General features: G+C 69.4%; 23 protein-coding genes. 12 read left to right on the top strand and 11 right to left on the bottom strand.

Annotation, left to right across the window (positions count from 1 at the left end):
- Positions 1–69 precede the first annotated feature (69 nt).
- The 7 genes from BJ999_RS17215 to nhaA all read left to right on the top strand — a co-directional run bounded on the left by BJ999_RS17215 (position 70) and on the right by nhaA (position 8,232).
- Positions 70–1,275, top strand: coding sequence for a serine hydrolase domain-containing protein (locus tag BJ999_RS17215; RefSeq protein ID WP_179834240.1), 1,206 nt, complete (start codon positions 70–72; stop codon positions 1,273–1,275).
- 525 nt (positions 1,276–1,800) lie between these two features.
- Positions 1,801–2,457: a LysE family translocator gene (locus tag BJ999_RS17210; protein ID WP_229810764.1), complete on the top strand. Its 657-nt coding sequence runs from the start codon at positions 1,801–1,803 to the stop codon at positions 2,455–2,457.
- Positions 2,458–3,433: 976 nt separating this feature from the next.
- Positions 3,434–4,399 (top strand): MerR family transcriptional regulator, encoded by a 966-nt coding sequence (locus BJ999_RS17205; RefSeq protein WP_179834238.1) that lies wholly within the window; start codon positions 3,434–3,436, stop codon positions 4,397–4,399.
- A gap of 307 nt (positions 4,400–4,706) precedes the next feature.
- Positions 4,707–5,306, top strand: coding sequence for a sulfite oxidase-like oxidoreductase (locus BJ999_RS17200; protein WP_179834237.1), 600 nt, complete (start codon positions 4,707–4,709; stop codon positions 5,304–5,306).
- 8 nt (positions 5,307–5,314) lie between these two features.
- Entirely contained in the window at positions 5,315–5,986 is a 672-nt protein-coding gene (locus BJ999_RS17195; RefSeq protein WP_229810759.1) for a ferredoxin reductase, read from the top strand.
- Positions 5,987–6,002: 16 nt separating this feature from the next.
- On the top strand, positions 6,003–6,326 hold the full coding sequence (locus tag BJ999_RS17190) for a DUF6510 family protein (protein WP_229810760.1): 324 nt from the start codon (positions 6,003–6,005) through the stop codon (positions 6,324–6,326).
- Positions 6,327–6,336: 10 nt separating this feature from the next.
- The gene (nhaA, locus tag BJ999_RS17185) at positions 6,337–8,232 is read left to right on the top strand and encodes a Na+/H+ antiporter NhaA (protein ID WP_179834235.1); all 1,896 of its coding nucleotides are present in this window, start codon (positions 6,337–6,339) and stop codon (positions 8,230–8,232) included.
- 243 nt (positions 8,233–8,475) lie between these two features.
- Here nhaA and BJ999_RS17180 read toward each other — a convergent pair whose 3' ends face one another.
- Together BJ999_RS17180 and BJ999_RS17175 are read right to left on the bottom strand one after the other, a co-directional pair.
- Positions 8,476–9,417 carry an RNA polymerase sigma-70 factor gene (locus BJ999_RS17180; protein WP_179834234.1) on the bottom strand — a complete coding sequence of 314 codons (942 nt, stop codon included), beginning with the start codon at positions 9,415–9,417 and terminating at the stop codon, positions 8,476–8,478.
- An 83-nt stretch (positions 9,418–9,500) separates the two neighbouring features.
- Positions 9,501–10,682: an NAD(P)/FAD-dependent oxidoreductase gene (locus tag BJ999_RS17175; RefSeq protein ID WP_179834233.1), complete on the bottom strand. Its 1,182-nt coding sequence runs from the start codon at positions 10,680–10,682 to the stop codon at positions 9,501–9,503.
- A gap of 318 nt (positions 10,683–11,000) precedes the next feature.
- On the opposite strand from BJ999_RS17175, the gene BJ999_RS17170 reads away from it, so the two are divergent.
- The gene (locus BJ999_RS17170) at positions 11,001–11,843 is read left to right on the top strand and encodes an NAD(P)H-binding protein (protein WP_179834232.1); all 843 of its coding nucleotides are present in this window, start codon (positions 11,001–11,003) and stop codon (positions 11,841–11,843) included.
- Between the two features lie 394 nt (positions 11,844–12,237).
- Here the strand turns inward: BJ999_RS17170 and BJ999_RS17165 are convergent, their stop codons facing one another.
- The 6 genes from BJ999_RS17165 to BJ999_RS17140 all read right to left on the bottom strand — a co-directional run bounded on the left by BJ999_RS17165 (position 12,238) and on the right by BJ999_RS17140 (position 18,609).
- Positions 12,238–12,864 carry an NADPH-dependent F420 reductase gene (locus BJ999_RS17165; protein WP_179834231.1) on the bottom strand — a complete coding sequence of 209 codons (627 nt, stop codon included), beginning with the start codon at positions 12,862–12,864 and terminating at the stop codon, positions 12,238–12,240.
- A 50-nt stretch (positions 12,865–12,914) separates the two neighbouring features.
- Entirely contained in the window at positions 12,915–13,262 is a 348-nt protein-coding gene (locus tag BJ999_RS17160) for a winged helix-turn-helix transcriptional regulator (RefSeq protein ID WP_179834230.1), read from the bottom strand.
- Between the two features lie 128 nt (positions 13,263–13,390).
- Positions 13,391–13,690 carry a hypothetical protein gene (locus BJ999_RS17155; RefSeq protein WP_179834229.1) on the bottom strand — a complete coding sequence of 100 codons (300 nt, stop codon included), beginning with the start codon at positions 13,688–13,690 and terminating at the stop codon, positions 13,391–13,393.
- A 201-nt stretch (positions 13,691–13,891) separates the two neighbouring features.
- Positions 13,892–15,667 carry a hypothetical protein gene (locus tag BJ999_RS17150; RefSeq protein ID WP_179834228.1) on the bottom strand — a complete coding sequence of 592 codons (1,776 nt, stop codon included), beginning with the start codon at positions 15,665–15,667 and terminating at the stop codon, positions 13,892–13,894.
- A gap of 294 nt (positions 15,668–15,961) precedes the next feature.
- Entirely contained in the window at positions 15,962–17,701 is a 1,740-nt protein-coding gene (locus BJ999_RS17145; RefSeq protein ID WP_218935098.1) for a selenium-binding family protein, read from the bottom strand.
- A gap of 359 nt (positions 17,702–18,060) precedes the next feature.
- Entirely contained in the window at positions 18,061–18,609 is a 549-nt protein-coding gene (locus BJ999_RS17140; RefSeq protein WP_179834227.1) for a PadR family transcriptional regulator, read from the bottom strand.
- Between the two features lie 173 nt (positions 18,610–18,782).
- Here BJ999_RS17140 and BJ999_RS17135 point away from each other — a divergent pair, with 173 nt between their 5' ends.
- Positions 18,783–19,157 carry an ester cyclase gene (locus BJ999_RS17135; protein ID WP_218935097.1) on the top strand — a complete coding sequence of 125 codons (375 nt, stop codon included), beginning with the start codon at positions 18,783–18,785 and terminating at the stop codon, positions 19,155–19,157.
- Positions 19,158–19,310: 153 nt separating this feature from the next.
- Here the strand turns inward: BJ999_RS17135 and BJ999_RS17130 are convergent, their stop codons facing one another.
- Together BJ999_RS17130 and BJ999_RS17125 are read right to left on the bottom strand one after the other, a co-directional pair.
- Positions 19,311–19,793: a hypothetical protein gene (locus tag BJ999_RS17130; RefSeq protein WP_179834225.1), complete on the bottom strand. Its 483-nt coding sequence runs from the start codon at positions 19,791–19,793 to the stop codon at positions 19,311–19,313.
- Between the two features lie 216 nt (positions 19,794–20,009).
- Positions 20,010–21,158, bottom strand: a complete 1,149-nt coding sequence (locus BJ999_RS17125) for an MFS transporter (protein WP_179834224.1) — start codon at positions 21,156–21,158, stop codon at positions 20,010–20,012.
- A gap of 149 nt (positions 21,159–21,307) precedes the next feature.
- On the opposite strand from BJ999_RS17125, the gene BJ999_RS17120 reads away from it, so the two are divergent.
- From BJ999_RS17120 to BJ999_RS17110, 3 genes are all read left to right on the top strand, one after another.
- Positions 21,308–21,976, top strand: coding sequence for a FadR/GntR family transcriptional regulator (locus BJ999_RS17120; RefSeq protein WP_338070778.1), 669 nt, complete (start codon positions 21,308–21,310; stop codon positions 21,974–21,976).
- 368 nt (positions 21,977–22,344) lie between these two features.
- A complete protein-coding gene (locus BJ999_RS17115; protein WP_179834222.1) occupies positions 22,345–22,977 on the top strand; it encodes a TetR/AcrR family transcriptional regulator in 633 nt (210 codons plus the stop codon).
- Between the two features lie 41 nt (positions 22,978–23,018).
- The gene (locus tag BJ999_RS17110; RefSeq protein WP_179834221.1) at positions 23,019–23,927 is read left to right on the top strand and encodes an alpha/beta hydrolase; all 909 of its coding nucleotides are present in this window, start codon (positions 23,019–23,021) and stop codon (positions 23,925–23,927) included.
- Positions 23,928–24,144: 217 nt separating this feature from the next.
- On the opposite strand, the gene msrA is transcribed toward BJ999_RS17110, so the two are convergent.
- The gene (gene msrA / locus BJ999_RS17105; RefSeq protein ID WP_179834220.1) at positions 24,145–24,654 is read right to left on the bottom strand and encodes a peptide-methionine (S)-S-oxide reductase MsrA; all 510 of its coding nucleotides are present in this window, start codon (positions 24,652–24,654) and stop codon (positions 24,145–24,147) included.
- Positions 24,655–24,694 lie beyond the last annotated feature (40 nt).

Below are 24,694 nucleotides of genomic sequence, written 5' to 3'. Positions count from 1 at the left end.
TCATACAGACAGCAGCGTCTGTTAGAGTCACGCCCACTGACGGCACCGACCATCCGAGGGTTGATCACTATGCCAATCCCCACCAAGGTCACGATCGCCGCTCTTGTGTTGCCAGTGGTGGCCACCGCCGGCGTAGTGGCCGTCACCGGTACCGCGGCTGGCCACGCGAAGACCGCCAACGCAAAAGCCGCCGCCGCGCAGAAGGAGCAGATTCCCTTCCCCGCGCTGATCCACCTCCCCCACTATCCGCTCACCCCCGTGCAGCCATCCCCCAAGCCGGTGCGGCTGACAGGCAAAGGCAAGCCCCTGAAGGTGGGCTATACCTACAACGGCACGCGCCGGACGCTGTCGGACTTTCTGCGGCGCAGCTCGACGCTCAGCTTCGTGGTCCTGCGCGGCAACAAGGTCGTCGATGAGCGGTACTTCGAGGGGCAGGGCCCCACCAGCCGTTTCAACACCTGGTCGATCGGTAAGTCGATCACGGCCACCGCGCTCGGTGTGGCGCTCCGCGAGGGCAAGATCCACGCGATCGGAGATCCGGTCACCCGCTACGTGCCCGAACTGAAGGGCACCGGGTACGACGGCGTTCCGCTGCGCGATGTGCTGCACATGGCGTCCGGCGTGAAGTGGGACGAGTCAAACTATTTCAACTTCACCACCGGCGCCACCGCGGCCCAGTTGCGCCTTGCCCTCGGCACCCCCATGACGAAGGTCGCCGGGGAGGCGGTCCGCGAGAGGCCCTCCGGCACCAAGTGGAACTACGACAGCCTGGACTCCTTCGTACTCGCCTGGGTGCTTACCAAGGCGACCGGACGATCACTGGCGTCCTATGTCCAGGAGAAGATCTGGAAGCCCGCGGGCATGCAGTCCCCCCTGTACCTCGGCAAGGACTGGGCGGGCAACGGCCTGGGCTACTGCTGCTATCACGCGACGAGCCGCGATCTGGCCCGCTTCGGGCTGCTCTATCTCAACAGAGGCGAGGTGAACGGACGGCAGGTCGTGCCCGCCGGGTGGGTGCGCGATGCCCGCGTCACCGTCCCCTATTCCCGGCCGGACAAGATCGGCCAGGCCGGCTGGGGCTACGGCAACCAGTGGTGGACCGCCCCCACCCCGGGCGACTACTCGGCGAACGGCGTGTTCGGACAATACGTCTATGTCAGCCCGCGCAACGGCGTCGTGATCGTGAAGACCTCGCAGGACATCGGCTACTCGTCCAACTTCGCCGAATTGTCGGTCGCCTTTCGCTCGGTGGCCGACGCGGTCGGGGCAACCTGACCAGGCAACGCCCCTTCTGGATCGGGTAGTTCAGGTGATTCTTGAGGCGCCATGGTCGTCCGGCGCCGCCAGGGAGCATGTCCAGCCCGTGCACACAGACGGCAGACCAAACACCTGGGCACCTGGACCCAAGGGGTACCTCGGCGACGTCGCCTGACCAGAGAAGACACCAGCACGCTCACCGTCGGCCACAGCGTGCCCAAAGACCCTCATCTGCGCAGCCACGTCCCCAGAGCGCCCCTCCAGCTTCGGCCGATCAGTGCCAGACGGACTCCTGACCGCACCGACTGGCACCTGAGAAGCAGAAGAGCCCCCGCCGATGTCGCGTGGGAACTTGTTTCGTCACTACCCCCCGTCGAGCGGAGCGGGGTACATGAAAGTGCCGAGCGGCGACGACCTATCCTGCAGCAGGCGAGACAGGCGCCGCTGATGCGTCGCAGCCGGACGACTCTCAACTTCGAGCACTAGGTACCCGACGGACGTCCAGGAGGTTGACCGGTGATCACTATGGCCGCAGTCGGAGGAGTGGCCTTGATCGAACTCGGCATGGCCCTGACTCCGGGACCGAACATGATCCACCTCGCCTCCCGCGCGATCACTCAAGGCCGCAGGGCAGGCCTGGTAAGTCTCGGTGGGACCGCCGTGGGATTCGTGTTCTACCTGCTGACTGCGGCTGCGGGCCTGTCCGCGTTGTTCGCCGCCGTGCCGGTGGCGTTCATGGCGGTCAAGCTTGCCGGGGCCGCCTACCTGGCCTACCTCGCCTGGGGCATGCTCAAGCCCGGCGGCCGCTCGCCCTTCGCTCCGGCCCAGGACCTGTCTCCGGTCTCCGACGCCCGCCTGTTCTCGATGGGGCTGCTGACCAACCTGCTCAACCCCAAGATCGCTCTTATGTACGCTGCCCTGCTGCCGCAGTTCCTGGACTCGCAGGCAGGTCCGGCCTGGACGCAACTGCTCCAGCTCGGTGGTGTGCAAATCATCGTGGGGCTCTCCGTGAACGCTCTGATCATGCTGGGAGCGGCACGGGTGTCAGGTTTCCTGAGCTCCCGGCCCCGCGCCATGACCGCCCAGCGGCTCACAGCAGGCGGCTTGCTCGGCGTCTTCGCGCTTCGCACCGCCCTGTCCCGCACTCCTGTCTCCGGACTGAGCCAGGCACGCGTCCCTGTGACACCAGTCCTGCTTTAAGGGATGGTTTCTGAACCCCTCGGCCAGGACCACACCGGCGCCTGCCGCCGAAGCCCAGCCAGGTGACCTCGGCGATCGCCTCCAGCGAGGAATGGAAGTAGCGGCGCACGTTCTCAGGCAGGTGCTGGCCACGCCGACGGGGCATCACCCCGCGCATCGCCCGACGCGGCATCGAGTCCCCTAACCGGCTGAGCCCGGCACCCTGACGGTTCACACAGGACCAGAAGACGCGGGAGCCGCCACGCGCCCGCTCCCCCGCGTTCAACCAGGCCACGGCGGGCCATCAGGCCTTCAACGCGCCACATACGCGGCGGCGGCCAGGCCAGCGACCGCCCTGCCGGAGGGTTCGGAGCCGCAGACCCGGCTCCCGGGGCTCACGTCATCCCGGCAAGCCGGACGGGCATCACCCGGCCATCTACTCAGAGCTGATCAGCTCTGCACCCCCAGCGTTCGACCGACTTTCTTGCCTCCCCAAGGCGTTCTGGCCGGAGCGGCGCCCTCCGGTCAGTCGGAGCTGAGCAGCGCTTGAAGGGCGGCTGTGGCACTCGACAGCAGGTGCCGATGCGGAGAATCTTGCAGGGGAACTGGTCCTGCTTGGCGAGTTGGTAGGCGTAGGTGCGGGAGAGGCCGAGGGCACGGGCGGCGGTGGTGATGTCGACGACGGCAGGAAGTTCGGCGAGTTCTACGCTCTTCAGCGGTCGCATGAGATTTCTCGGTCTTTGATGAGCGAGCTGATTCGGGAATCGCCAGCCGATGCGGCTCTCTGGCAACGATTGGGCCCTGATGCCCGGAGGATGGCTGCTATGGAGCCTGTCGCTGGGTGTCTCGCGTGCGACCTTCTTGTCGGGGCCCGACCTCTTCGCCTGTTCGGGTCGCGGACGGTGGCGGTGATGGGCGCACCACCAGCCAGCCCGCCCGGCCCGTCAGCCGACAGGGAAGCCGACAGGCCAGCGGACCTTCTGGGTAGGGGTTGTGCATGGACGACCTAACAAACGGCGAAGCAGATTCCGGAGTGAGTGGGCTCGGGGTGGCGGCGGTGGCCCGCCGGCTGGGTGTGGCGCCCTCCACACTGCGCACCTGGGATCGCCAGTACGGCGTCGGCCCGACCGGCGGTGGCCCTGGCAGGTATCACCGCTACAGCCCGGCCGACCTTGCCCGGCTGGAGACGATGCAGCAGATGATCTCCGCTGGGGCGCCACCGGCAGAGGCGGCACGGGCGGCCCTGGACGCCCCGCGCGGACCTGACCCGGAACCGGAGAGCCACAGCGCTGCCGACAGCCCCGGTGCTCTGGACGCCTCCGCTGCTGAGCACGGCACATCGCAGGCCACGCGGATCGAGAGCCTCGCGGACGCGGCGATGGCGCTGGACGAGCTGGTGATGACCGAGATCGTGGAGTCGGCCCTGCGGCATGAAGGCGTCGCGCCGGCGTGGGAGCAGGTGATGGCGCCGGTCCTCGTCGATATTGGACGCAAACATGCGGCCACCGGAAAATACGTGGAAGTGGAGCATCTGCTGTCGGCGGTGGTGTCGCGCTGCCTGGTTGGGGTGACGCGGCCCCAGGAGATCTTTTTGGCAGGGCAGGTCCGCAGTCCGGTAGTGCTGGCATGTGCCCCGGACGAGGAGCACACTCTGCCAATCCTTGTGCTGGCAGCCGCGCTGGCCGAGACCGGCGCGGCGAGGCTCATGCTGGGTGCGCGGGTGCCGGCATCGGCACTGGAGGCCGCGATCGACCGGACCGCAGCGCACACGGTGTTCGTGTGGTCGCAGACCTCCGAGACCGGTGAGCCATCCTGGCTCACCGACCTGCTCGCCAGGCATCCTGCGCCGCAGGTGGTGGTCGGCGGCCCCGGATGGGACCGTGACCGGCTCCCACCCGAGGTGAACTTTGTGCCGTCGATGGCCGCGGCACTCCAGGCGTTGCGTGGCACAGCCCCCCACTGACCGCTGCAGGCTCCGTCCCTGGAGTCTGGCCGACGGCAGGCCAGTGGCAACCAGGCCGCCACAGGCGGACCGCATCCCTACCCGAGGTCAAGCGCGGCGGCCCGTGCCGTCGGCCTTTGCGGCAGGAGGATGCGCCTCGTAGCAAGGCCGGCGCTGACCAGGGTGAAGAGGGCCGGGAGCCGGCCCTGGGGCCGCTGAGGCGACGGTTGCGAGGGTGTCGCGCGGTGGGAATCGCATCGGGTTGGTCGTGTTGGGGAAGGTACGCCCAGAGGACGGGGTCCGTTCGGCCTGACGAGAGGAGGCTGTGATGGGGATCGTTTCGCCCGGGTTTCACGGGCGGCGGCGCGAGTCCGCGGTCAAGTTGCCGCCGGGGCAGTACCTGACCGAGGACTTCCCCGTGCTGTCGGCCGGTCCGACCCCGCGGATCCCGGTGGAGGAGTGGGAGCTCACGGTGACCACGGAGACCGGGCGGCAGCACCGGTGGACGTGGCGGGAGTTGCTGGATCTGCCGTCGGAGACGCCGAGGGTGGACATCCACTGCGTCACCAAGTGGTCCAAGCTGGGCACGGACTGGCAGGGGGTGTCGCTTGACGTCCTGCTGGCCGACGTGGACACCGCGGCCGATTTCGCGCTCGTGTCCTCCTACGGCGGTTACACCACCAACCTGCCGCTTGAGGATCTGCTCGACGGCCAGGCATGGATCGTCTACCGCTATGACGGTGAGGAGCTGGCGCCGGAGCACGGGGGCCCGGTGCGGCTTCTGGTACCGCACCTGTACTTCTGGAAGTCGGCGAAATGGTTGCGGGGCATCGACCTGCTGACGGAGGACGAGCCGGGCTTCTGGGAGAGCGCCGGCTATCACGACTACGGGGACCCATGGCGCGAGCAGCGGTACCAGGGCGACTAGCGTGGCGCGTGGCGCGGCTGACCGAGACGCGCCAGGAGACGGGTACCGCCCGCACGCTCGTCTTCGATGTGCCGGGCTGGCCGGGGCATCTGGCCGGTCAGCATGTCGACGTGCGGCTGACCGCGGCGGACGGCTATGCAGCGCAGCGCAGCTACTCGCTCTCCGCGCCCGACCGGGTCGAGCTCAGCGTGCAGCGGATCCCGGACGGTGAGGTCTCCCCGTATCTCACCGATGTGCTCGGCGTCGGCGATCCGGTCGAGATACGGGGCCCGGTGGGCGGCTGGTTCGTGTGGCGGCCAGGTGCGGGTCGGGACGTCCTGCTGGTCGCGGGCGGTTCCGGCATCGCGCCGCTGATGGCCATGATCCGTGCCCGCCGCCTGGCCGGGAGGGGAACGCGGTTCCGGCTGGCGTACTCCACGCGCACGCCCGGAGACGTGTTCTACGCCGACGAGCTCCGGCGTCCCGAGCCCGGCCTGGATGTCACGCACGTCTACACCCGGGTCGCCCCCGACGGCTGGCCCCGCCCGCCCGGCCGGCTGATGGCGGCCGATCTCGGGGACGGCCCGCCCGACCGTGACTGCTTCGTCTGCGGGCCGACGGGATTCGTGGAGTCGGCGGCCGACCTGTTGCTCGCCCGCGGTCACGACCCGCGGCGGATCAAGACCGAACGGTTCGGCTGAACGGAGTCTGAGTGAGATGAACGTGCCCCGTCGGGAGGACACCCCGGGTCGGCGTCCCATGGATCATGTGGACGGCAACGCCCTGGCCGGCCCGCTCAGCGAGCTGTTCGCCGTGGACGTCACGGCGGCCACCGGCCGCTGCGTCAACTGCGGGCTCACCGGCCCGATCGCCGAGCTGCGGGTGTACGACCGGGCGCCGGGCATGGTCGCCCGCTGCCCCGAATGCGGTCACGTCCTCCTGCGCTTCGTCCGAACGCCGGACTCGGCCTGGATCGACCTGACCGGGACCGTCTCCCTGCGCGTCCGGCTGCCGGACACGGATGAGGAGGGGCGCGGGTGAGCGTCCAGCCATGACGGAGCGCCGAGCGGGCCCGCCCTCCGGATCGTTCGCCGACCGGACCGCGTGGGCACGCAACCTGCCGACCCCGCTGCGGGAGTTCATGCGCACCGAGACGGGCGGCGCCGTGGTCCTGCTGGCCGCGACGCTCGCCGCACTGGTCTGGGCGAACGCGGACGCGTCCTCCTACGATCGGGTGTGGGAGACGCAGGTCTCCGTCCGGTTCGGTGGCACCGGCCTCTCGCAGGATCTGCGGGACTGGGTCAACAACGGCCTGATGACGGTCTTCTTCTTCGTGGTCGGGCTCGAAGCGCGCCGCGAGTTCGACATGGGAGAGCTCCGCGACCGGCGGCGGTTCGCGCTGCCGCTGGCCGCCGGTGTCGGCGGGATGGTCGTGCCCGTGGCCATCTACCTCGCCTTCAACGCCGGCGGTCCGGCCGCCCACGGCTGGGGCATCGCGATGTCGACCGACACCGCGTTCGCGCTGGGCGTGCTCGCGCTGGTCGGACGGACCTTCCCCCCGCGGCTGCGCACGTACCTGCTCACGGCCACCGTCGTGGACGACGTCATCGCGCTCGCGGTGATCGCGATCGTCTACAGCGGCGACGTCGCGCTGCCCCCGCTGCTGCTGGCGGTCGGCATCCTCGCGGTGACCGTGCTCGTGCGAGCCCTCGGGGTGCGGCAGATCCCGGTGTACGTCGTGCTGGGCGTCGCCGCGTGGGCGGCCGTCCAGTCCGCCGGGGTGGAGCCGGTGGTCGTCGGCCTGGTCATGGGACTGCTGACGTACGCCCACCCGGCGGCGCGCGACGACCTGGAACGCGCCACCGAGGTCTTCAGGCTGTTCCGGGAGCAGCCCACCCCGGAGTTCGCCCGGTCGGCGCGGACCGGGGTGGCCGCGGCGATCTCCCCGAACGAGCGGCTCCAGCTGCTGATCCACCCGTGGACGAGCTACGCGGTCGTGCCGCTGTTCGCGCTGGCCAACGCGGGCGTCACGATCACCGCCGGGTTCCTCGGCCGCGCCTTCACCTCGACGGTGACGCTCGGCATCGTGATCGGCTACGTGGTCGGGAAGCCGCTCGGGATCCTCGGGGCCTCATGGCTGGTGACCCGGGTGAGCCGGGGCCGGTTGCGTCCGCCGGTCGGCTGGGCGGCGGTCGGTGGCGGCGGCGCGATCGCCGGCATCGGCTTCACCGTGGCCCTGCTGATCGCGACGCTCTCCTTCACGGATGCGCGGCTGGAGGAGGCCAAGATCGGCGTGCTGTCCGCGGCACTGTGCGCCACGGTCGTGACCTGGGTCGTCGTCCGCGCGACCGCGCTGCTGCCGCCGCGCAGGCGACTGCGCGCGCTGCTCGGGACGGCGGAGAGCATCATCGACCTGGCCGCACCGGTCGAGCCCGATCGCGACCATGTCCGCGGCCCCGAGAAGGCGCCGGTCACGGTGGTGGAGTACGGCGACTTCGAATGCCCGTACTGCGGACGGGCGGAGTCCGTCGTCCGGGAACTGCTCGCCGACTACGGGGACGTCCGGTACGTGTGGCGCCACCTGCCGCTCAACGACATCCATCCCCAGGCGCAACTCGCGGCCGAGGCCGCCGAGGCGGCCGCCGCGCAGGGCCGGTTCTGGGAGATGCACGACCTGCTGCTCGACCGCCAGGACGCGCTGAGGCCCCGGGACCTGGTCCGCTACGCCGGCGACATCGGCCTCGACGTCGATCGTTTCCGTGCCGACCTGCGCCGGCATACCGGTGCCGGACGGATCGCCGAAGACGTCGACTCGGCCGACCTGAGCGGCGTCTCCGGAACCCCGACCTTCTTCGTCAACGGACGCCGCCACGTCGGCGCCTACGACATCGCCACCCTCTCCGCGGCGGTCCGCGGTGCCCGCAAACGCGCGGCGGTCGGCTCCTAGCACGAAAAGCCGACTACCGTCGCGGGAGGCCACCGGTCGAACACGCCGTCGCCCGGCTCCTCTACCGCGGAAACCCCCGCCTCCGCCACCGAGGCATCATCGCAGGCGATGCCTGGCCGCCCACCCAAGCCGCCGCCCCTCAACCTCCGCCGACTCATCGACCTCCGTATAGAGGGCTGGAACCAAGAGTGGTGGACGCCCGCCGCGTGAGCCCGGCTCTACATCATGATCGGGGCGGCGCTCTCAGTTCGGTGGTGGGTCGGAGGCGGCACCACCCGCCGCTCGGACACCGCCCAGCTTCTGGGGGTTGACCTGGAAGCGGATCTTTTCGATGCGGCCGTCGTGAACGTCGTAGGTGAGGGCGCCGACGGGGTCGTCGCCGATCATGCCTACGACGCTCAGTTCGCCGTTGACGACCGCGGATTCCAGGCGGATGCCGGCGGAGACCGGTTTGGCCATGACGCCCAGGAGCCAGCGCGCCACATGGGCGGGGCCGTGCAGCGGACGGCGGGCGGCGGTGACGATGCCCCCGCCGTCGTTCCACAGCGTCACTTCCGGGGCGAGCAGTTCCATGAGGGCGTTGAGGTCACCGCCGCGACAGGCGGCCATGAACCTCTCGGTGATCCCCTCGCGCGCCGCATCGTCCGCTTCGAAGCGGGGGCGGCGGGCCTGAACGTGCGAACGGGCGCGGTGCGAGATCTGGCGCACAGTGGCCGGGGGGCGATCGAGGAAGCCGCCGATCTCGGCATAGGAGTAGCCGAAGACCTCACGCAGCACGAAGACGACTCGCTCGGTGGGGTTGAGGGTTTCGAACACGACCAGCATGGCCGTCGACACCGTGTCGGCCATTTCGGTCTCCTCGACAGCGTTCGATGGGGTGATCAGCGGTTCGGGAAGCCATGGGCCCACATATGTCTCGCGGGTGGCACGGGCGGAGGTAAGGCGGTTCAGGGCAAGGTTGGTGACGGTGCGCACCAGGTAGGACTTGGGATGCTCCACCGAGGCCTGGTCCACCGCATGCCATTTCAGCCAGGCGTCCTGCAGGATGTCCTCGGCGTCGACGACGCTGCCCAGCATGTGATAGGCGGTGCCGAACAGAAGCCGGCGGTGTTCGGCGAACGGATCGGTCGTCGCCTCGCGCGGCTCGGGTGCCGGGGACGGCCGGCCGGTATCGCGATACTCCATCGAAATCACGCCTAGAGGTCTGATACTCGGGTGTTCAGCGGGCCGGGAGTCCTGACGAACCCTCCGCCCCGGATCGTGAAACATCATGCGGCCTTACGGGTGACGCGGCCACCCTTCGACAGCTGCACCGGCATCTTCACATAGCGGGACATCTTGGCGGCCACCGGCGGGGTGCTGCTCACCTGCTCCTTGTAGACGACCGCGGCCTTGCCCTTCAGGTACCACCGCTTCGGAGTGTCGTCGGCATTGGTGAACTGGATGACCGCGTCCTTGCGCCCCAGGCTCACCGGCTGGTGGAAGTAGCCGAAGCGCAGGGGCTTCACCGGCTTTCCGCGCAGCAGCCGGGCGATGACAGCGGCGGTGTAGTCGGCGGTGACCACGCCACTTTGGCAAGTGCCGTGGACCTGCCCCCAGGCCTGCCGCACCAGGGCCGCGTCTCCGATGGCATGGATCTCCGGGTGCGAAACCGAACGCAGGGTGGGGTCGGTGATGATGAGCCCCTTCTCGTCGGTGGCGATCCCGGCCTGGGCGGCGAGCCGTGGCACCCGCACACCGCTGGTCCACAGGATCAGATCCGAAGGGACGAGTTCGCCGGTGTCCAGACGCACGGCGTCGGGCAGCACTTTGGTGACCTTCACCCCGACCATGCGCACCACGCCCAGCCGGCCCAGGACACGGTTGAGGTGGGCTCGCGCCTTCTCGCCCATCATGGAGCCGGGTTCGGTGGCGCAGACCAGATTGACGGTCAGCGCCGGATGCGCCTCGGCGATTTCGGCGGCCGCCTCGATGCCGGTGAGCCCGCCGCCGCAGACGGTGACCGCGCCGCCCGTGGCGGCGATCTCGGGCAGCCGCCGCGACAGGCGGTGCGCCAGACGGGGATCGTTGAGGGTCCAGGCGTGATCCGCCGTACCGGGGACGATGCTCGTGTCGGTGGCGCTGCCGAGGGCATAGACCAGCGTGTCGTAGTGGAGGCGGGCACCGTTGTCGAGGGTGACCACGCGGTCGGCGGTATCGATGGCGGTGGCGGCGGCCTGGCGGAATCGCACGCCGGTGCCCTTCAGCAAAACCGGGATCTGGTAGTCGGTGAGTTCCTGGCCCGCCGCCACCTGGTGCATGCGCAGCCGCTCGGTGAAGCGGGACGAGGGGTTCACCAGGGTAATGCGGGTGTTCAGCCTGCGGGTGTAGCGGGCCAGCCGAGCTGTGGCGATCAGGCCGGTGTAGCCGGCGCCCAGGACGACGATCTGGTGGTCGGTACTGGTGTTCATCGCTCGCTCCCCGTGGGGCTCGTTCGTTCAGGACGGCCATGGGACAGGACAGCCCCGGAGAACGTGACAATCCACAATTGTGACCTGCATCACAGGCCATCCCCGCACTTGGCACGCGCCTGGACCTTCTTCCCTGCGCTCCGGCGACTGCCGACAGACGCACGGCGGATCAGGAGGGTCGAGCCCGGCGCAGGCGTTCGGGCACGAGCGCCCGCCATCCGGCCGTGGTGCACGTCACATACGGCAGAGGTCACAGGAGGCGGGGGGCGATCTCTCTTAGAGGTACCCGGATCCACGGAACTCTAGGGAGAACGCACCATGATCTTGATTATCGGAGCAACCGGCGTCGTCGGCCGCCCGACGGTGGACCTGCTGCTCGGGGACGGCGCCGACGTCGTGGCGGTCACCCGCGCGCCCTCCACGGCCGCGCTGCCCCCTGGTGCGCGGACGGTGGGCGGCGACCCGTCGCACCCGCACACGCTCGATGCGGCACTGCCGGGAGTGGAGGCGATGCTGATCAGTCCGCGCGCCACCGGGCCCGGGCTACGGGACCTTCTGCGGCTGGCCGCCGGGCACGGTGTGCGGCGGGCGGTGCTGTTGTCCGCCGCCACCGTCGCGTACCCGGCGGGGGAACCGCGGTTCGTCGACCAGTTCAAGCGCGCCGAGGACCTCGTGACGGGCTCGGGCCTGGAGTGGACGGTGCTGAGGCCGGCCGACTTCGCCGCCAATGCGCTGGCCTGGGCGCCGCAGATCAAAGCCACCGGAATGGTGAGAGGCGCCTTCGGCCGGGCCGCCACCTCCCCCATCCACGAACACGACATAGCGGCGGTGGCCGTCCAGGCCCTGCGGACGTCCGATCATTCAGGGGCCACCTACACCCTCACGGGGCCGCAGTCCCTCGACCAGCCCGCGAAGGTAGAGATGATCGCTGAGGCCATCGGACGGGATCTCAGGTTCCAGGAACTGCCGGCCGAACGCGTCCGCGAAGCGATGCTCGCACAAGGGCTGCCCGAGGAGGTCCCCTCCCGGCTGCTGGGCTCGCTCGCCGACTACGCAGACGTCCCGGGCCCGACCACCAGGACCGTTGAAGAGCTCCTCGGACGTCCCGCGCTCACCTTCGGCGAATGGGCACGCGGCAACGCCGAAGCGTTCAGCCACTGACCAGTTCCGCTCGCCGGCGTCCGCGTCGACGTTCAGGGGGTCTCCCGGGTCGAACGGAGGCTCGACTCCCTGGCCGTCCTGACCGGCAAGGTCAGGACGGCGGCGAGCTCGTGCCCGGCGCCACCGTCACGGTCTCCGGGCCGCTGACCCGCAGCTTCACCACCGGCGCCGACGGCACCTACGCGCGCAACCCACATGGCTCGGTGCCCGCGACGTCCTTGAGGAACCTCGTCCAGCGCCGGCAAGGCCCAATCTCACCTTGCCGAGAACCGAACCCGGCAGGTGTACCGCCCAGGAGCTTCCTGGCGCGGCCTGAGCCCTGACCGGCCTCATCGAAGAAACAGATCCAGTCGCCCAGGTCGCGCACGATGTTCGCACCCAAGGTCACACCTGCTCAATTCTGGTCGACGAGGTTGAAGACCGTGTGCGGGTCGCGTCCGCCGAACAGCAGTGAGATCACGATCGCGGCCATCGCTTCGAGGTGGAGAGCCTGCTGCAGGCCACCGATCAGCAGTGGTTCGCCCCCGATATCGGCGATCAGCTGCCGCGTCGACTCCAGTGCCGCCGGGTGGTCACCGCAGTAGGGAACGACCAGGCGACGGTTGTCGAACAGCGGCGGCCGCATCTGCCAGACGCGCGCATGGCACAGGTTGAACGCCTTGACCACATGTCCGCCGGTCGCCCGCTCGATGTTCTGCGCCATCGACCGGCCGGGTTCTGTGATCAGTGTGAATCTCTCGATCTCGACTGGATTGTTGCAGTCGACGATGGGCTTGCCCTGCAGCGCGTCGCCTATCTCGGCCAGCGTGGCCGGCATGCCTTGGTAGAGGACCGCGATCAAGGCGATGTCGCAGAACTCGGCCACCTCCCTGAAGCTCCCCGCACGGCCGCCCCACTTGCGGGCCAACGCCTGCGCCTTGCCTGCCGTCCGCCCGGCGACCATCATTTCGTGGCCGTTGGCGGCCCACCGCGTGCCCAGCGCGTCTGCCATCACCCCGGCACCAAGAACACCGATTCTCATGACGGCCACGCTAGGAGGACGTGGGGAACCATCCGGTTCCCTGCCCTGTGTTAAGGGGCGCTGGCGTCGTCGGCCAGTTCCTCGGCGTGCTCCTCAGCCCACCGTGCGAGCACCGACACCGGCCCGAGCAGGCTCTGCCCGAGTGGTGTCAGCCGATACTCCACGCCTGCGGGCGCGGTGGCCAGGACTCGCCGCTCCACGAGCTTGTTCCGCTCTAGCTTGCGCAGCGTCTGGGTCAGCATCTTCTTGCTGATCCCGCCTATCCGGTCGCACAGTTCGCCGTAGCGGTGCGGACCACCCCCCAGCCCGAACACCACGACGACCGACCAGGTGTCGGCTACCAGATCCAGCGTGGTGCGGGCGGGGCAGTCGGCGAGGAACACATCGTGGTCACTCATACAGCGCCGATCCCCGCGTCCTGCGGTCCTCGCCGCCGTCGACCTCACGGCGCGCACGGCCGGTCTCGGCCCGAAGGGCATCGTCGGCAAGGAGAGACCTTCGTTGTGGGCAGCCCGGTGCAGGCACGTCAGCCGCCCAGTTTCACGACCAGTGAGCGCAGGTGAGGTGTTGCGGCGTTCTCCTGGCCGCGCTTCCCCCACGTTGCGATGTGTTCGCTGATCAGCTCAGCGAGGCTCGCACGCTCGTCGTCGGTGAACTCAACCGTGGTCGTGGTGTTGGTCTGGCACTCGTAGGCGGTGAAGAGGAGGTCTCCGACTGCCTGTTCGGCCGCGGAGGGCCTGCCGTTGCGCTGAGCATGCCAATCGGCACTGCTGTTGACGACGCCCCAACCGTGCAGGACCTCGTAGGTGGTGAGTTCGAGCCTCATGGGGCCGGTACCTCTCGCTGCAAGGGTGTGGTCACACCCTACGCAGGTACGTCCACAGCGAACGGCCGGACGACACGCCTCGCGGCCTGTACCGGGACGGGAGGAGATTTCCTTGGTGGCGTTGACGCCGGTGCCCGGCGTCGAGAAGCCGACGCCGAACCGCCTGGCGCCTGAGGCGTCCGGCCTCCGAGATTGGCCGGCTCACTCCGCGAGCGGGCTCGTGATCGCCGTGATGCTGCCCTGCGGCAGCCACGCGCCGGTGGGGTGATGATGGTCCGGGATGCCGGGTACGAGGAGCGGCGAGGCCGCGTAGAGCCGTATCGGCCCCTCGCGGGCGGTCTTCAGCCAGGCGGTGTATCCCGCCGCGGATGCCGGCTCGCCAGGGAAACGGCGGCTCAACTCGGCTATGTACTTCACCGCTGCCGGATCACCGGTGGGGAACCGCAGCGGTAGTAACTGGCCGGCCGGCGGTACGAGCAGCGATGTGTTGAGCAGCCAGGGCGCGAGGTAGGTGCCCTGCGAGGTCGTGGACCCCGTGCCGACGTCACGCACCACGCCGTAGGCGGTCCCCCAGCCTGCCACGACCATCAGTGGAATCCGCGCCCGGCCCGGGGCGGCGACGGTGATGTGCTCGTGCCGCGCCGCGGCTCGTACGATCGTGGCCGCCTGCCGGCTGCGGGGTGAGGAGTCCGCGACGAGGCCCAGCGTGCGTGCACCGCGGGCGGCCACGAACCGGACCGTGGCCCTCAGCGCGGCGGCGTCGGCGGCCGTGAGCCGGTCGGCCGGGCAGGAACGGAGCGGACCCGTCGCCCCCGCGAGGATCCGGCCCAGGGCAACGCTGGCGCACTCCGGCCCATCCGATCCACGAAGATCGGGAGTACGACCGTCACGGGGGCCGGTGTCGACCTGCACGGCGTTCATGGTGCCCATGACCTTGACCCACAGCCGGCTGCGTCCAGCGGGAAGCCATACCTGTGCCCAGATGTTTCCAGTGCCGGGCCGGGCGGCCGCGGCAGTGAGCCGGCCGCGCTCGGACCCCACGTACGCGCGGTCGGCACCGACATGGACGAGGTTCCAGCCAGGCCGGGCAGGCGCGACGAGAACCGGTATCAGCCGCCCGCCGGCGGCGATATCGTCCATGAACGGAACTCCCGGCGCGGGCGGTACGGCCGGCGGCGGCATGGCCACAAGCGCCGCTCCGGCGAAGCCCGTGACGGCGAGGCCCACCCACCTGCTCGCCGAACGGCCCCGCGCCCGCGTCATCGGGCGATCGGAGCGCCTGAGCCAGACCACCGTCGCGGCTGTGGCACCGCCCCCGGCAAGGATCGCATCGGCGGCGAGGATGGCCGCCCAGGCGGCACTGGACGGTGGCGGGCCGTCGTTCGTCAGTCGCGCTAGCGTGGCCGCAGTCAGCGCCGCTGTGGACGCCAGGATCGCCGGCAGCAGCCGCCGTGTGGTCCGGTCTCGGTCCTCGGCCCGCGCCGTCGCCAGGTGACCCGCCGAACCTGTCCACACGACCGCGGCCACCCCCTGGAGGAGTACCGCAGCGGCGTCGACGACGCTGCGGACACCCGAGGCGCTTCCGGTTGACAGGGTGGTGGCCAGGTAAGTCGCCAGGGCCGCAGTGGACAAGGCGCCTGCGGCAGCACTCGCGGCCGCGCGCGAGAGCAACGGCGGCAGTGCGAGCGTCAGCACCGCCATCCCCGCGAGCGGCGGCGGCAGGGCGCCTCCGATTCCGATCGCCATCACCGGGGAGACGGCGGCCACCGTCGCCGCCATGCGGGTCAGATTCCGGCAACCCGGGGTGGGTGCACCAGCGAGCGGCCGCAGCAGGGCGCTCCCCGCGACCACCGCGATCGCAGCGACCGCAAGGTGACGGAGAGCGGCCAGGACCGTGACGGGCGGCGTCGCCGGAGCGTGGTGAGTGTGGCTCCCGTCCCAGCCGGGAGCGGTCAGGAGAACCGTGACGAGCGCCATTCCCCACTTCCCCTAACAGATGCGCTGCTACAGATTACTTAAGTTGCTCGACTTGGATATGGGCAACCTCCCTCACCGACTGCGAGCGCGCATCCCGGCGCCGCTGGGCGCCCAGCGGCGCCGGGATGCGCGAGATCACCCTTCCCGCTCGCCCGCCGTCGCGACTTTAGACGGCACACGAGCGACCAAGCTCCTGAGCCGCCCGGCCGCCATTCGGCCCGAGATCATCCGGTGTGGTCATCTCGGATGTCTCGGGCTGTGGCTCCTCGCCGCCGGCTCTGGGAGTGTGAACGTTCAGCGCAGATCGGCGTCGGCGACAGCGAACACCACGCCGTGCGGCCTGGCCGGCCCGTGGTCGCCGTGCGGCCACTTGTCGCGGTTGAATTCGACACAGGGGGCATGGGTGTTCTCGTCCACGAAGCCCGTGTCGAGCGACGGCTTTCCGCTGGGGCTCACCTGACTGACGCAAATCCGATGGTTCCCATCGACGCCGGTGAACGCGACGAAGTAGTTCGACGTCACCACCCGGCGAATCTGTGCCGTCTCGTGGTAGAAGCCATCACGGCCGAGCGCGAAGTTGTCCAATGAGCCCCAGTGCGCACCACCTGAGGTGACATCGCGAATCGGAACGGCACCGATCAGGGACGGGCAGTCGGGCTCGGCACCTCCGGCAGTGACTTCCGCAGAAGAATCTATCGAGCACCGTGTGCGGTTTCCCGCGGCGAGGAGTCGTCGCAAATCGAGGACGTACAGCATGCCGGTCTCACGTTCTCCGGGGGACGTGTAACCGCCCGAGACCACGACGTGGAAGAGAAATCGATCGTCCGGGCTGACCTGCACCCAACTCCCGGCGTCCCCGTCGGAGGTCGGCGTGTCTTTCGGGAACAGCGACTTGAACGCCGTGGCGTCGTCGAAGACCTCCCGCCACCGCGGCTTCTTCGCCGTGATGTCGGGGGTGTAGTAGATCACGCCACCGCCGCTGGTGGCGACGAAGGCGCCCCGGTGCCGGGGCTGGTGCGTCACTCCCGTCTCCATCGCCCCGCGCGGTTCAGCGGTGTTGAGGTCGGCGTCGTTTCGAGGGCCGGCCGGCAGGCGTGACACCGACAGCAGGCGAGGCGCGTTGCGATCAGAGATGTCGAAGATCCGCACGGTGTCGCGTGCCAGATTCGGGTTGTCCACGATCGGAGTCCGAAGTTCGACGAAATCGCTGGTGATCAGCCGGTTGAGATCTTCGCGCACCTGGAGGCCGTGCGGATTGGCGCAACTCGGCTGAGGGAGCGCCGGGACGTTGGGGCACAGCTTCGGATCTTCGCCCTCCTTGGTCGCGGCGGGTGCCTCGCTGAGGACCTTGCCGTTCGGGCCGATGCGGACTATCTCTCCCGGCGAACCCGCGAACCCGTTGCCTTCGCGGATCTGCCCCCCGGAATAGCGGCACGGTCCGGTCACGTCCGGGCCGCCCACGGCGCTCATGTACGCGGTTCCGTCGGAGAGGACCTGGAAGGCGTCGGGCGCGGATCCACACGGAGTATCGGAGGCTTGAACCACGCCGCTCAACCCGATCTGCGGCAGCCGCGCCGCGTCGAACACGAAGACCGTGTCCGACAGGATGCCGCCTGCGTAGATCTTCTGCCCCTTGTGCCACATGTACTGCATGTGGTGAGGCTCGTTGCCGGTCGAACCGTCGATCGTTACGGTGTTGACCACTTTTCCGTAGTCGGGGGTGCCGGCAGTGGCGTCGATGACCGCCAGAAAGTCCGGATTGGGGGATCCCTCCGTACCCGGATCGGCGGCTCCGGCCCAGGCGAGAACGTACTCCCGCCGCGTGTGGCGATACGCGCGAGTCTGGGTCTGCTTGACGAGATGATTGGTCACCGAGTGCCGGACGCCGTCGCTTCCGACGACGCTCGACCCGACGCGGATCACGCTCGCCGTGGCGCTCGGGTGGCCGGACGGATCCGCGACGGCGCCAGCGGTGGCGAGGATGAGGATGGCCATCATGGCCAGCAGTCGTCGAACACCGGATCTTGAACGCACGCGCTTCCTCCTCGGAGTCGGGCGGCCGGCCGGTGACAGTGCCGCGCGAACCGAGACTTCCGGTCGCGCAGAGACTAAACACTTGCACTATATATAGCGACTCCATGCCGTAGTCGATATCTTCGTCAGCCGTTTTCGGCCATCGGGGAGCCGAAAACTCGGCCGGGCACGGTGACCTGCAGCGTTGCCGGGCAGTCAGCGTGACTTCTGGTGGGGCGCGGCTGCGGTGCGACCCGAACTTTCATCCCAGGCGGGCCCCCTAACGGCGCGACGATCGACCCGTGCGTTCTCCGCACGGAGCTCGAGCCCGCACACTTCTCGAAATGATCATGGTGGTCGTGGGCGCCCGGCGGCCGGGCTCAGTCCAGGTCGAGGCGATGCGGATCGGAGGCGAGGGACTCCCAGAAGTCCACGTAGGCCTGTTCGTGGAGGATGGCGAGCTTGAGGATGCGGACCCGGGACAACAGCCGCGCGGCGTCGGTGGGGTCCAGTCCGGCGCGAAGCGAGCGGTAGTGGTCGAGCCAGTGGCGGTGCTGCGCCGCCTGCCGGCGGGCGAGCGCCACTACGTCGGCGGGGTCGCCGAGGTCGGCGAAGAAGAGTTTGAGTTGCCCGGGGTCGCGGGTCTCCGGCTGGGGGGTCTGCGGGTCGGCCAACCACTGCCGCAGCGCCGCACGACCGGCGTCGGTGAGGTGGAAGACGCGGCGGCGGCGGCCCGTCTGCTCCGCCTCCTCGCGCAGCAGGTCCAACTCGGCCAGCCGCGCCGGGATCCGGTACAGCTGCGCGTGCGGGATCGGCCAGAAGTACTCGACCGACTCCTCCACCCTGGTCTTCAGCTCGTACGGCGTCATGGCACCGTGGCGCGCGATCAGCCCGAGCACCACGTACCCGGGCGGCGTGAGCTCCGACATGACTCCACCTCCTCACCTTGACATCGTCTCAATGAGACTATTAGCTTCATGCCACCGACACCGTATCAATGAGATGATTGGAGTGCGCAATGCTCATGCGAGGCCATGCGAGCGAAGCCCGGGAGGCCGGCGCGCGAATCTTCGAGTCGTGGTCGCAGATGTGGAACGGTGAGATGGCTCTGGTCGACCAGATCATGGCGCCGCGGTTCCGGCTTCGGTATGCCCAGCCGACTCCGGGCACCGAGGCCTTCGATCACATCCGGCGACGTCCCCAGCTCGCCGATCTGATCAGCCGGTTCCGTCAGGACCGCTCCGGGCTGCGATTCGCCCCCGACGGCGAAGCCGTCACCGACCTCGACCTCAGCGACGGCCTGGCCACCGGGAAGGTCGTCAGGCCCTACCTGGCGCGCTTCTCCGACGAGGCCGGACGCCGGTTGCGCATCAGCGGCATCGACATGCTGCGGCTCGAAGACGGCCTCATCACCGAGGTCTGGTCGGTCTCCGGCGGCAGAGACGGGCGCGCCTTCTACCCTGACGACCAGGACTGATAACGAACAGGCCGGGCCAGCGGTACAAGGACGAGGTGCTCGACGTGGCATGCGAGCGCACCGCGGCTGCGCGCGGCTGGAGAGCCTGAAGATGGTGGGGCCGCGTTCATGCTGACGGCTCCGGCTGAGCGCCGGCGACGATAGGCCGTGCGGTCAGTCGAGGCCCGCGTAGACCCACTGGAAGGTGGAGCGACAGGACAAGGAGTCGGTGCGCCGTGCGGTGAGCAGGATGAACCGGGCCTCATGCGGCGGCGTGCCGGTGACTTCTTGATCGTCACCCCCCGCTGTGATCGTGCCGTGCGCGACGGGCTTGTCGTCGGCCAGCAACCACCAGTCCACTGCGGTCGAGCAATCTCGAACCTCTTCCTGGATGAACACCGCCGCCTCCAGGCGGAACCAGCCGCGAAACTCTGTGCGGTCGTCGATGTCTTCCCGTTCGAACCGCGTCCGAATGACACCCGACGCGGGGATGTTCCACTTGAAGCCGGTCGGCGGGCAGGGACCGGAGTCACTGAAGCAGATCGACTGCTTCAGTTCCTTGGGTGTATCGCCAGATGCGTAGTCCAGTCCCTCGGTCGGGTCGGAGCTGACGACGAAGTAGGCGAGCAGCGCGCTTATCAGCAGGACCAGGAGCACACATCCCGTCCCGGAGGGGCCCTCGGGGGCGACACCGCAGTGGTAGGGATCGCTGCGCCCGGACACGTGCCCTCCCGAGGTTCTGTGCCGCCCTTTCATTCTGGCTAACACAGCCGGTGCAACAGAGCCAGCGTTTCAAGTGCGCTGATGCCCCGGGTGGCCTGAGCATCCGGCCCCGACGCGGCGCCGACCGGCGGGCATTTCGCAGATCCCCTGTCAGCCGACCTGCCGGTCACGGCCGGCGAAGGCGCCGGCGGCGAGTTGCGGGAGCATCAGCAGCGCCATGAAGACCAGCGGCGCCCGCCAGTTGCCGCTGTGCTCGTACAGAGCGCCGACTAGGAAAGGGCCTGGGATGGACAGGAGGTAGCCGGTGCTCTGGGCGAAGGCGGACAGCCGGATCACGGTCTCACTGTCGCGACCACGCAACCCGATCATCGTGAGGACGAGGGGGAACGAGCAGTTGGCGACACCGAGCAGGCCGGCCCACACCCACGGTGCCGCAGCTGGGGCGGCCCACAGCCCGCCATATCCTGCGAGGCCGAACAGACCGATCACGACGGCCACCGCACTCTGGTCGCGCAGACGGCCGGCGACGGCTGCCAGCACGAACGACAGCGGGATGCCGAGCACCGAGGTGACGGCGAAGAGCAGACCGGCGGTCTCAGGGGGAAGACCGGCGTCGCGGTAGATCTGCGGTAGCCAGCCGATGATGATGTAGGCGGCGGTCGCCTGCAGGCCGAAGTAGAGGGCGAGTGCCCAGGCCGTCGGGCTCCGGGTGAGAGGCGCGCGGGAAACAGAGCCCCGGACGGTGGGGCCCGTCGCCGGAGAGCCGGAGACAGAGCCGGCACGCCTGCGGGCCAGGACGAGCCACGGCGGCACGGCGACGGCGGCGAGCAGTGCCCAGGCACCCAGGCCGATCCGCCAGTCGCCGCCGAACCACCGGGCCAGGGGGACGGTGGTGGCGGCGGCGGTCGAAGCGCCGACGTTGAGGGCCATCGAGTACAGGCCTGTCATCGCGCCGACGCGTTCGGGGAAGCGCTGCTTGACGACGACCGGCAGCAGCACGTTCGCCACGGCGATGCCGGCGAGCGCCAGGGCGCTGAGCGCGGCGAACAGGGCGCCGCCGGCCGCGAGCGGGCGGACCATCAGCCCGACCGCGACCGCTGCCATGCTGGCCGCGATGACGGTGTCGCGCCCACGGGAGGCCAGCCAGGGGGCGGCGAAGCCGATCAGTGCGAAGCACACCGCCGGCATGGAGGTGAGCAAACCCGCGTCACTCGCACTCATCCCCAAGCCGGCCTGCGCCTCTTCGAGCACCGGCCCAACGCTGGTGACCGCCGGCCGGAGGTTGACCGCGGCCAGCATCAACCCGATCGCCGCGAGAGGGCGCCCCCAGGCAGCGGCACCGTACGTGTCGTGCAGTGGGGCTGTACATGGGCGTTTTTCTGCATGCTCCTGAGCCACAGACCGAATCGTATAATCATGGGATGAAAATTCCGCCGGTCCCTCGCCCAGTGGGACTGTTCGACCACGTGGTCGCCCGGCTGCGCCAGCAGATCACCTCCGGCACCTGGCCGGTGGGTTCTCGGATCCCGACCGAGCCGGAGCTGGTTCAGCAACTCGGCGTGGCCCGGAACACGGTCCGGGAGGCCGTGCGGGCACTCGCCCACAACGGCTTGCTGGACGTACGCCACGGTTCTGGCACCTACGTCATCGCCACCAGCGAGCTGGCCGGCGTCATGCAGCGCCGCTTCGCCGCCGCCGACCAGCGTGACGTGATCGCGGTACGGGCCGCCCTGGAAGTGACCGCGGCGGCGACGGCCGCACAACGCCGCACGGAGGGAGATCTGCTGCAGTTGGACGAAATGCTGAACCGGCGCGAGCGTGCCTGGGCGTCCGGGAACCGGGACAGCTTCGTGGAGGCTGATGCGGCCTTCCACCGCGCGGTGGTGTCCGCGTCCCACAACGAAGTGCTCGTCGAGCTGTACGCGGACCTCGGACAGGTGATCCGTCAGTCACTGCACGACCATTTCAGCGCCGGGCTGCGGCCCGACGACTACATGGACCACACTCGCCTGCTCGAGGCGATCCGCAGCTCGGCAGCGGACACGGCGGCCGCCGAGGCGGCTTCCCACACCTCCGGCTGCCACCCGTACGCCGAACGGCCCTTGAGTAACGACTGACCAGAAAGTCGGCTGCGGACCTACGACCGCCCGGATCTCCTGGTTCGGCTGGTCCGGGTAGCCCGGTCGACGCCCCGGACGTTCTGGCCGACCGCCTCGCGCTGATCATGGAGGGTGTCCGGTGCGTTCGGGCCCTCGGGGTCGACGGAACTGCGAGGCAGGCCGGCGCCTTGCGCCGAGGCGATACCGCCGGACGCACGATGACGTGCAGGGTGCGTGCGTTTGGGCCGTCAGCTCTGTCTTCGACCTTGTGAATACGGCCGGGCAGGGCCACCAGGCGAGGGCTCCTCCAGTTCACCTGCCACCGCGCTGTTAATGCAAAGAAATTCGCGTTACTCTGTGACGTGACCCACAGGGAGGGGCGTCGCATGGACGTGCAGCCGCGCGCGACGGGGGCCGTGCGGCCCGGCGGCCGAACGGCGCGCACCCGTGCGGCGGTGTTGGCCGCGGCCCAGGACGAACTGGAGGAGGCCGGGTACGCCGGACTCACCCTGGAGAAGGTGGCCGAGCGTTCGGGCGTGCATCTGGCCACGCTGTACCGGCGATGGCGGACGGTCGAGGGACTCGTCGTCGACCTGCTGGGCGAACTGGGCAAGAACGAGATCCCGATTCCGGACACCGGCTCGTTGAAGGACGACCTCCGGGCGCTCGCGCTGGAGATCGCCGCCCTGTACCGGCAGCCCAGGGCCCGGGCGCTCGTCGAGGGCGTCGTGGCCGCCGCCGTCCGGTCCCCCGAGGCGTCCACCGCCTGGGCGACGGTGATCGCCGAGCGCAACCGCCTCGCGTCCCGGATCGTCGAACGGGCCGTCGGACGCGGCGAACTGCCGCCGGGGGCCGACGGCATCGCGATCATCAGCGCCGTCGGCGCCCCCATCTACTACCGCCTGCTCGTCGCCCGCGGGCCGGTGGACGACGAGATCGCCGAGGTCGCCGCCGCGGCCGCGCACGCCGCCGCCCTCGGCGGCGCCTTCACCCCCGGTGACTCCCCCGGCCCTCCCTAGGCCGCGGCGTATACCCGCCGCACCAGCGAAAGGACCCGCACATGCGCCAGGACATCGAGTTCATCTCGGCCGGAACGACCCTCCGCGGATGGCTCTACACCCCCGACGGCACCTCTGGCCCGCACCCGGCCGTGGTCGTCACCCACGGACTCGGGGCGGTCAAGGAGCAGTACACCGACGACATCGCCGAAGCCCTCGCCGCGGCCGGGCTGGCGGTCGTCCTGTACGACCACGCCTCGTTCGGCGCGAGCGACGGTGAACCGCGTCAGGAAGTCGACCCCTGGACGCAGATCCAGGGATACCGGGACGCCATCACCTTCCTGTGCACACGTCCCGAGGTGGACGCCGAGCGCATCGGGGTGTTCGGGTCGAGCTTCTCAGGCGGGCACGTGCTCGTCGTCGGGGCCGTCGACCGGCGGGTCAAGGCCGTCTACTCGCAGGTGCCGGTCGTCAGCGGCGGGACGACCCTGTCGCGGTTCATCCCCAGCGAGGCGCTCGCCGAGGTCCGCAAGAGCTTCGACGCCGACCGGCTCGCCCGGTTCAACGACGAGGCGCCGACGATGCTCCCCCTCGTCACCGCCACGCCCGGGGAGCCCGCCGCGATGGCCGACCGGGAAACCTACGAGTGGTACCAGACGATCGAACCGGAGCGTCTGGCGACGTGGCGCAACGAGGTCACGCTCCGGTCGGTGGAGGCGATCGCCGGCTACGAGCCGGGCGACTACATCGCCCGCATCTCCCCTACGCCGCTCATGCTCGTCGTCGCCCAGCACGACATCCTCACTCACAGCGACCTGGCCTTCGCCGCCTACGAACGGGCCCTGCACCCCAAGCAGCTCATCACCTTGCCCGGCGGCCACTTCGTCGTCTACAACCAGGAGTTCAAGAACACGCTCGCCCTCATGACCGAGTTCTTCCTCCAGCATCTCGGCCCCCGGACAGCCGCCTGACCGACCATCCCGAAACTCCGGCGCTCCGCTCGCCGGACGCGGAGTCTGACCGGTACGAACGGATATCGCGGTTCAGGTCGTGATGATGCTGGCCGTGCCCAACATCCCGCGTCGTCCAGATTCATGTGCTCGGAACCCGGATGCGGCGGGGCATGACCCTCCATGCACCCGCCGCATCGCGGAAACTACGCACGCGCTGACACCCGCGCCGTCCCCGTCAGGCTCCGGCGGTCCGCTTCGGCAGCCTCCAGCCGGGGCGGGGGAAGTGGCACGTGTAGCCGTTCGGGTACTTCTGCAGGTAGTCCTGGTGCTCCGGCTCTGCTTCCCAGAAGTCGCCGGCGGCGGTCACCTCGGTGACGACCCTGCCCGGCCACAGGCCGGAGGCGTCGACGTCGGCGATGGTGTCCTCGGCGACCTTCCGCTGCTCGTCCGAGGTGTAGAAGATCGCGGAGCGGTAGCTGGTGCCGACGTCGTTGCCCTGCCGGTTCACGGTCGTGGGGTCGTGGATCTGGAAGAAGAATTCCAGCAGCGCCCGGAAGTCGGTCCCGTCGGGGTCGTAGACGACCTCGATGGCCTCGGCGTGGGACCCGTGGTCGCGGTAGGTGGCGTCGGGCACGTCGCCGCCGCTGTAGCCGACCCGCGTGGAGATCACTCCGGGCTGCCGGCGGAACAGCTCTTCCATCCCCCAGAAACAACCACCCGCGAGCAGTGCCCTTTCGGTTGCCATGTCGTCTCCCTCGTCCTTTGGCAATGACTACAGCGGGCGC

This window comes from Actinomadura citrea (genome assembly GCF_013409045.1).
Classification (GTDB): domain Bacteria; phylum Actinomycetota; class Actinomycetes; order Streptosporangiales; family Streptosporangiaceae; genus Spirillospora; species Spirillospora citrea.
Note: the sequence above shows the minus strand (reverse complement) of the source record. Positions and strands in the feature narration are given on the sequence as shown.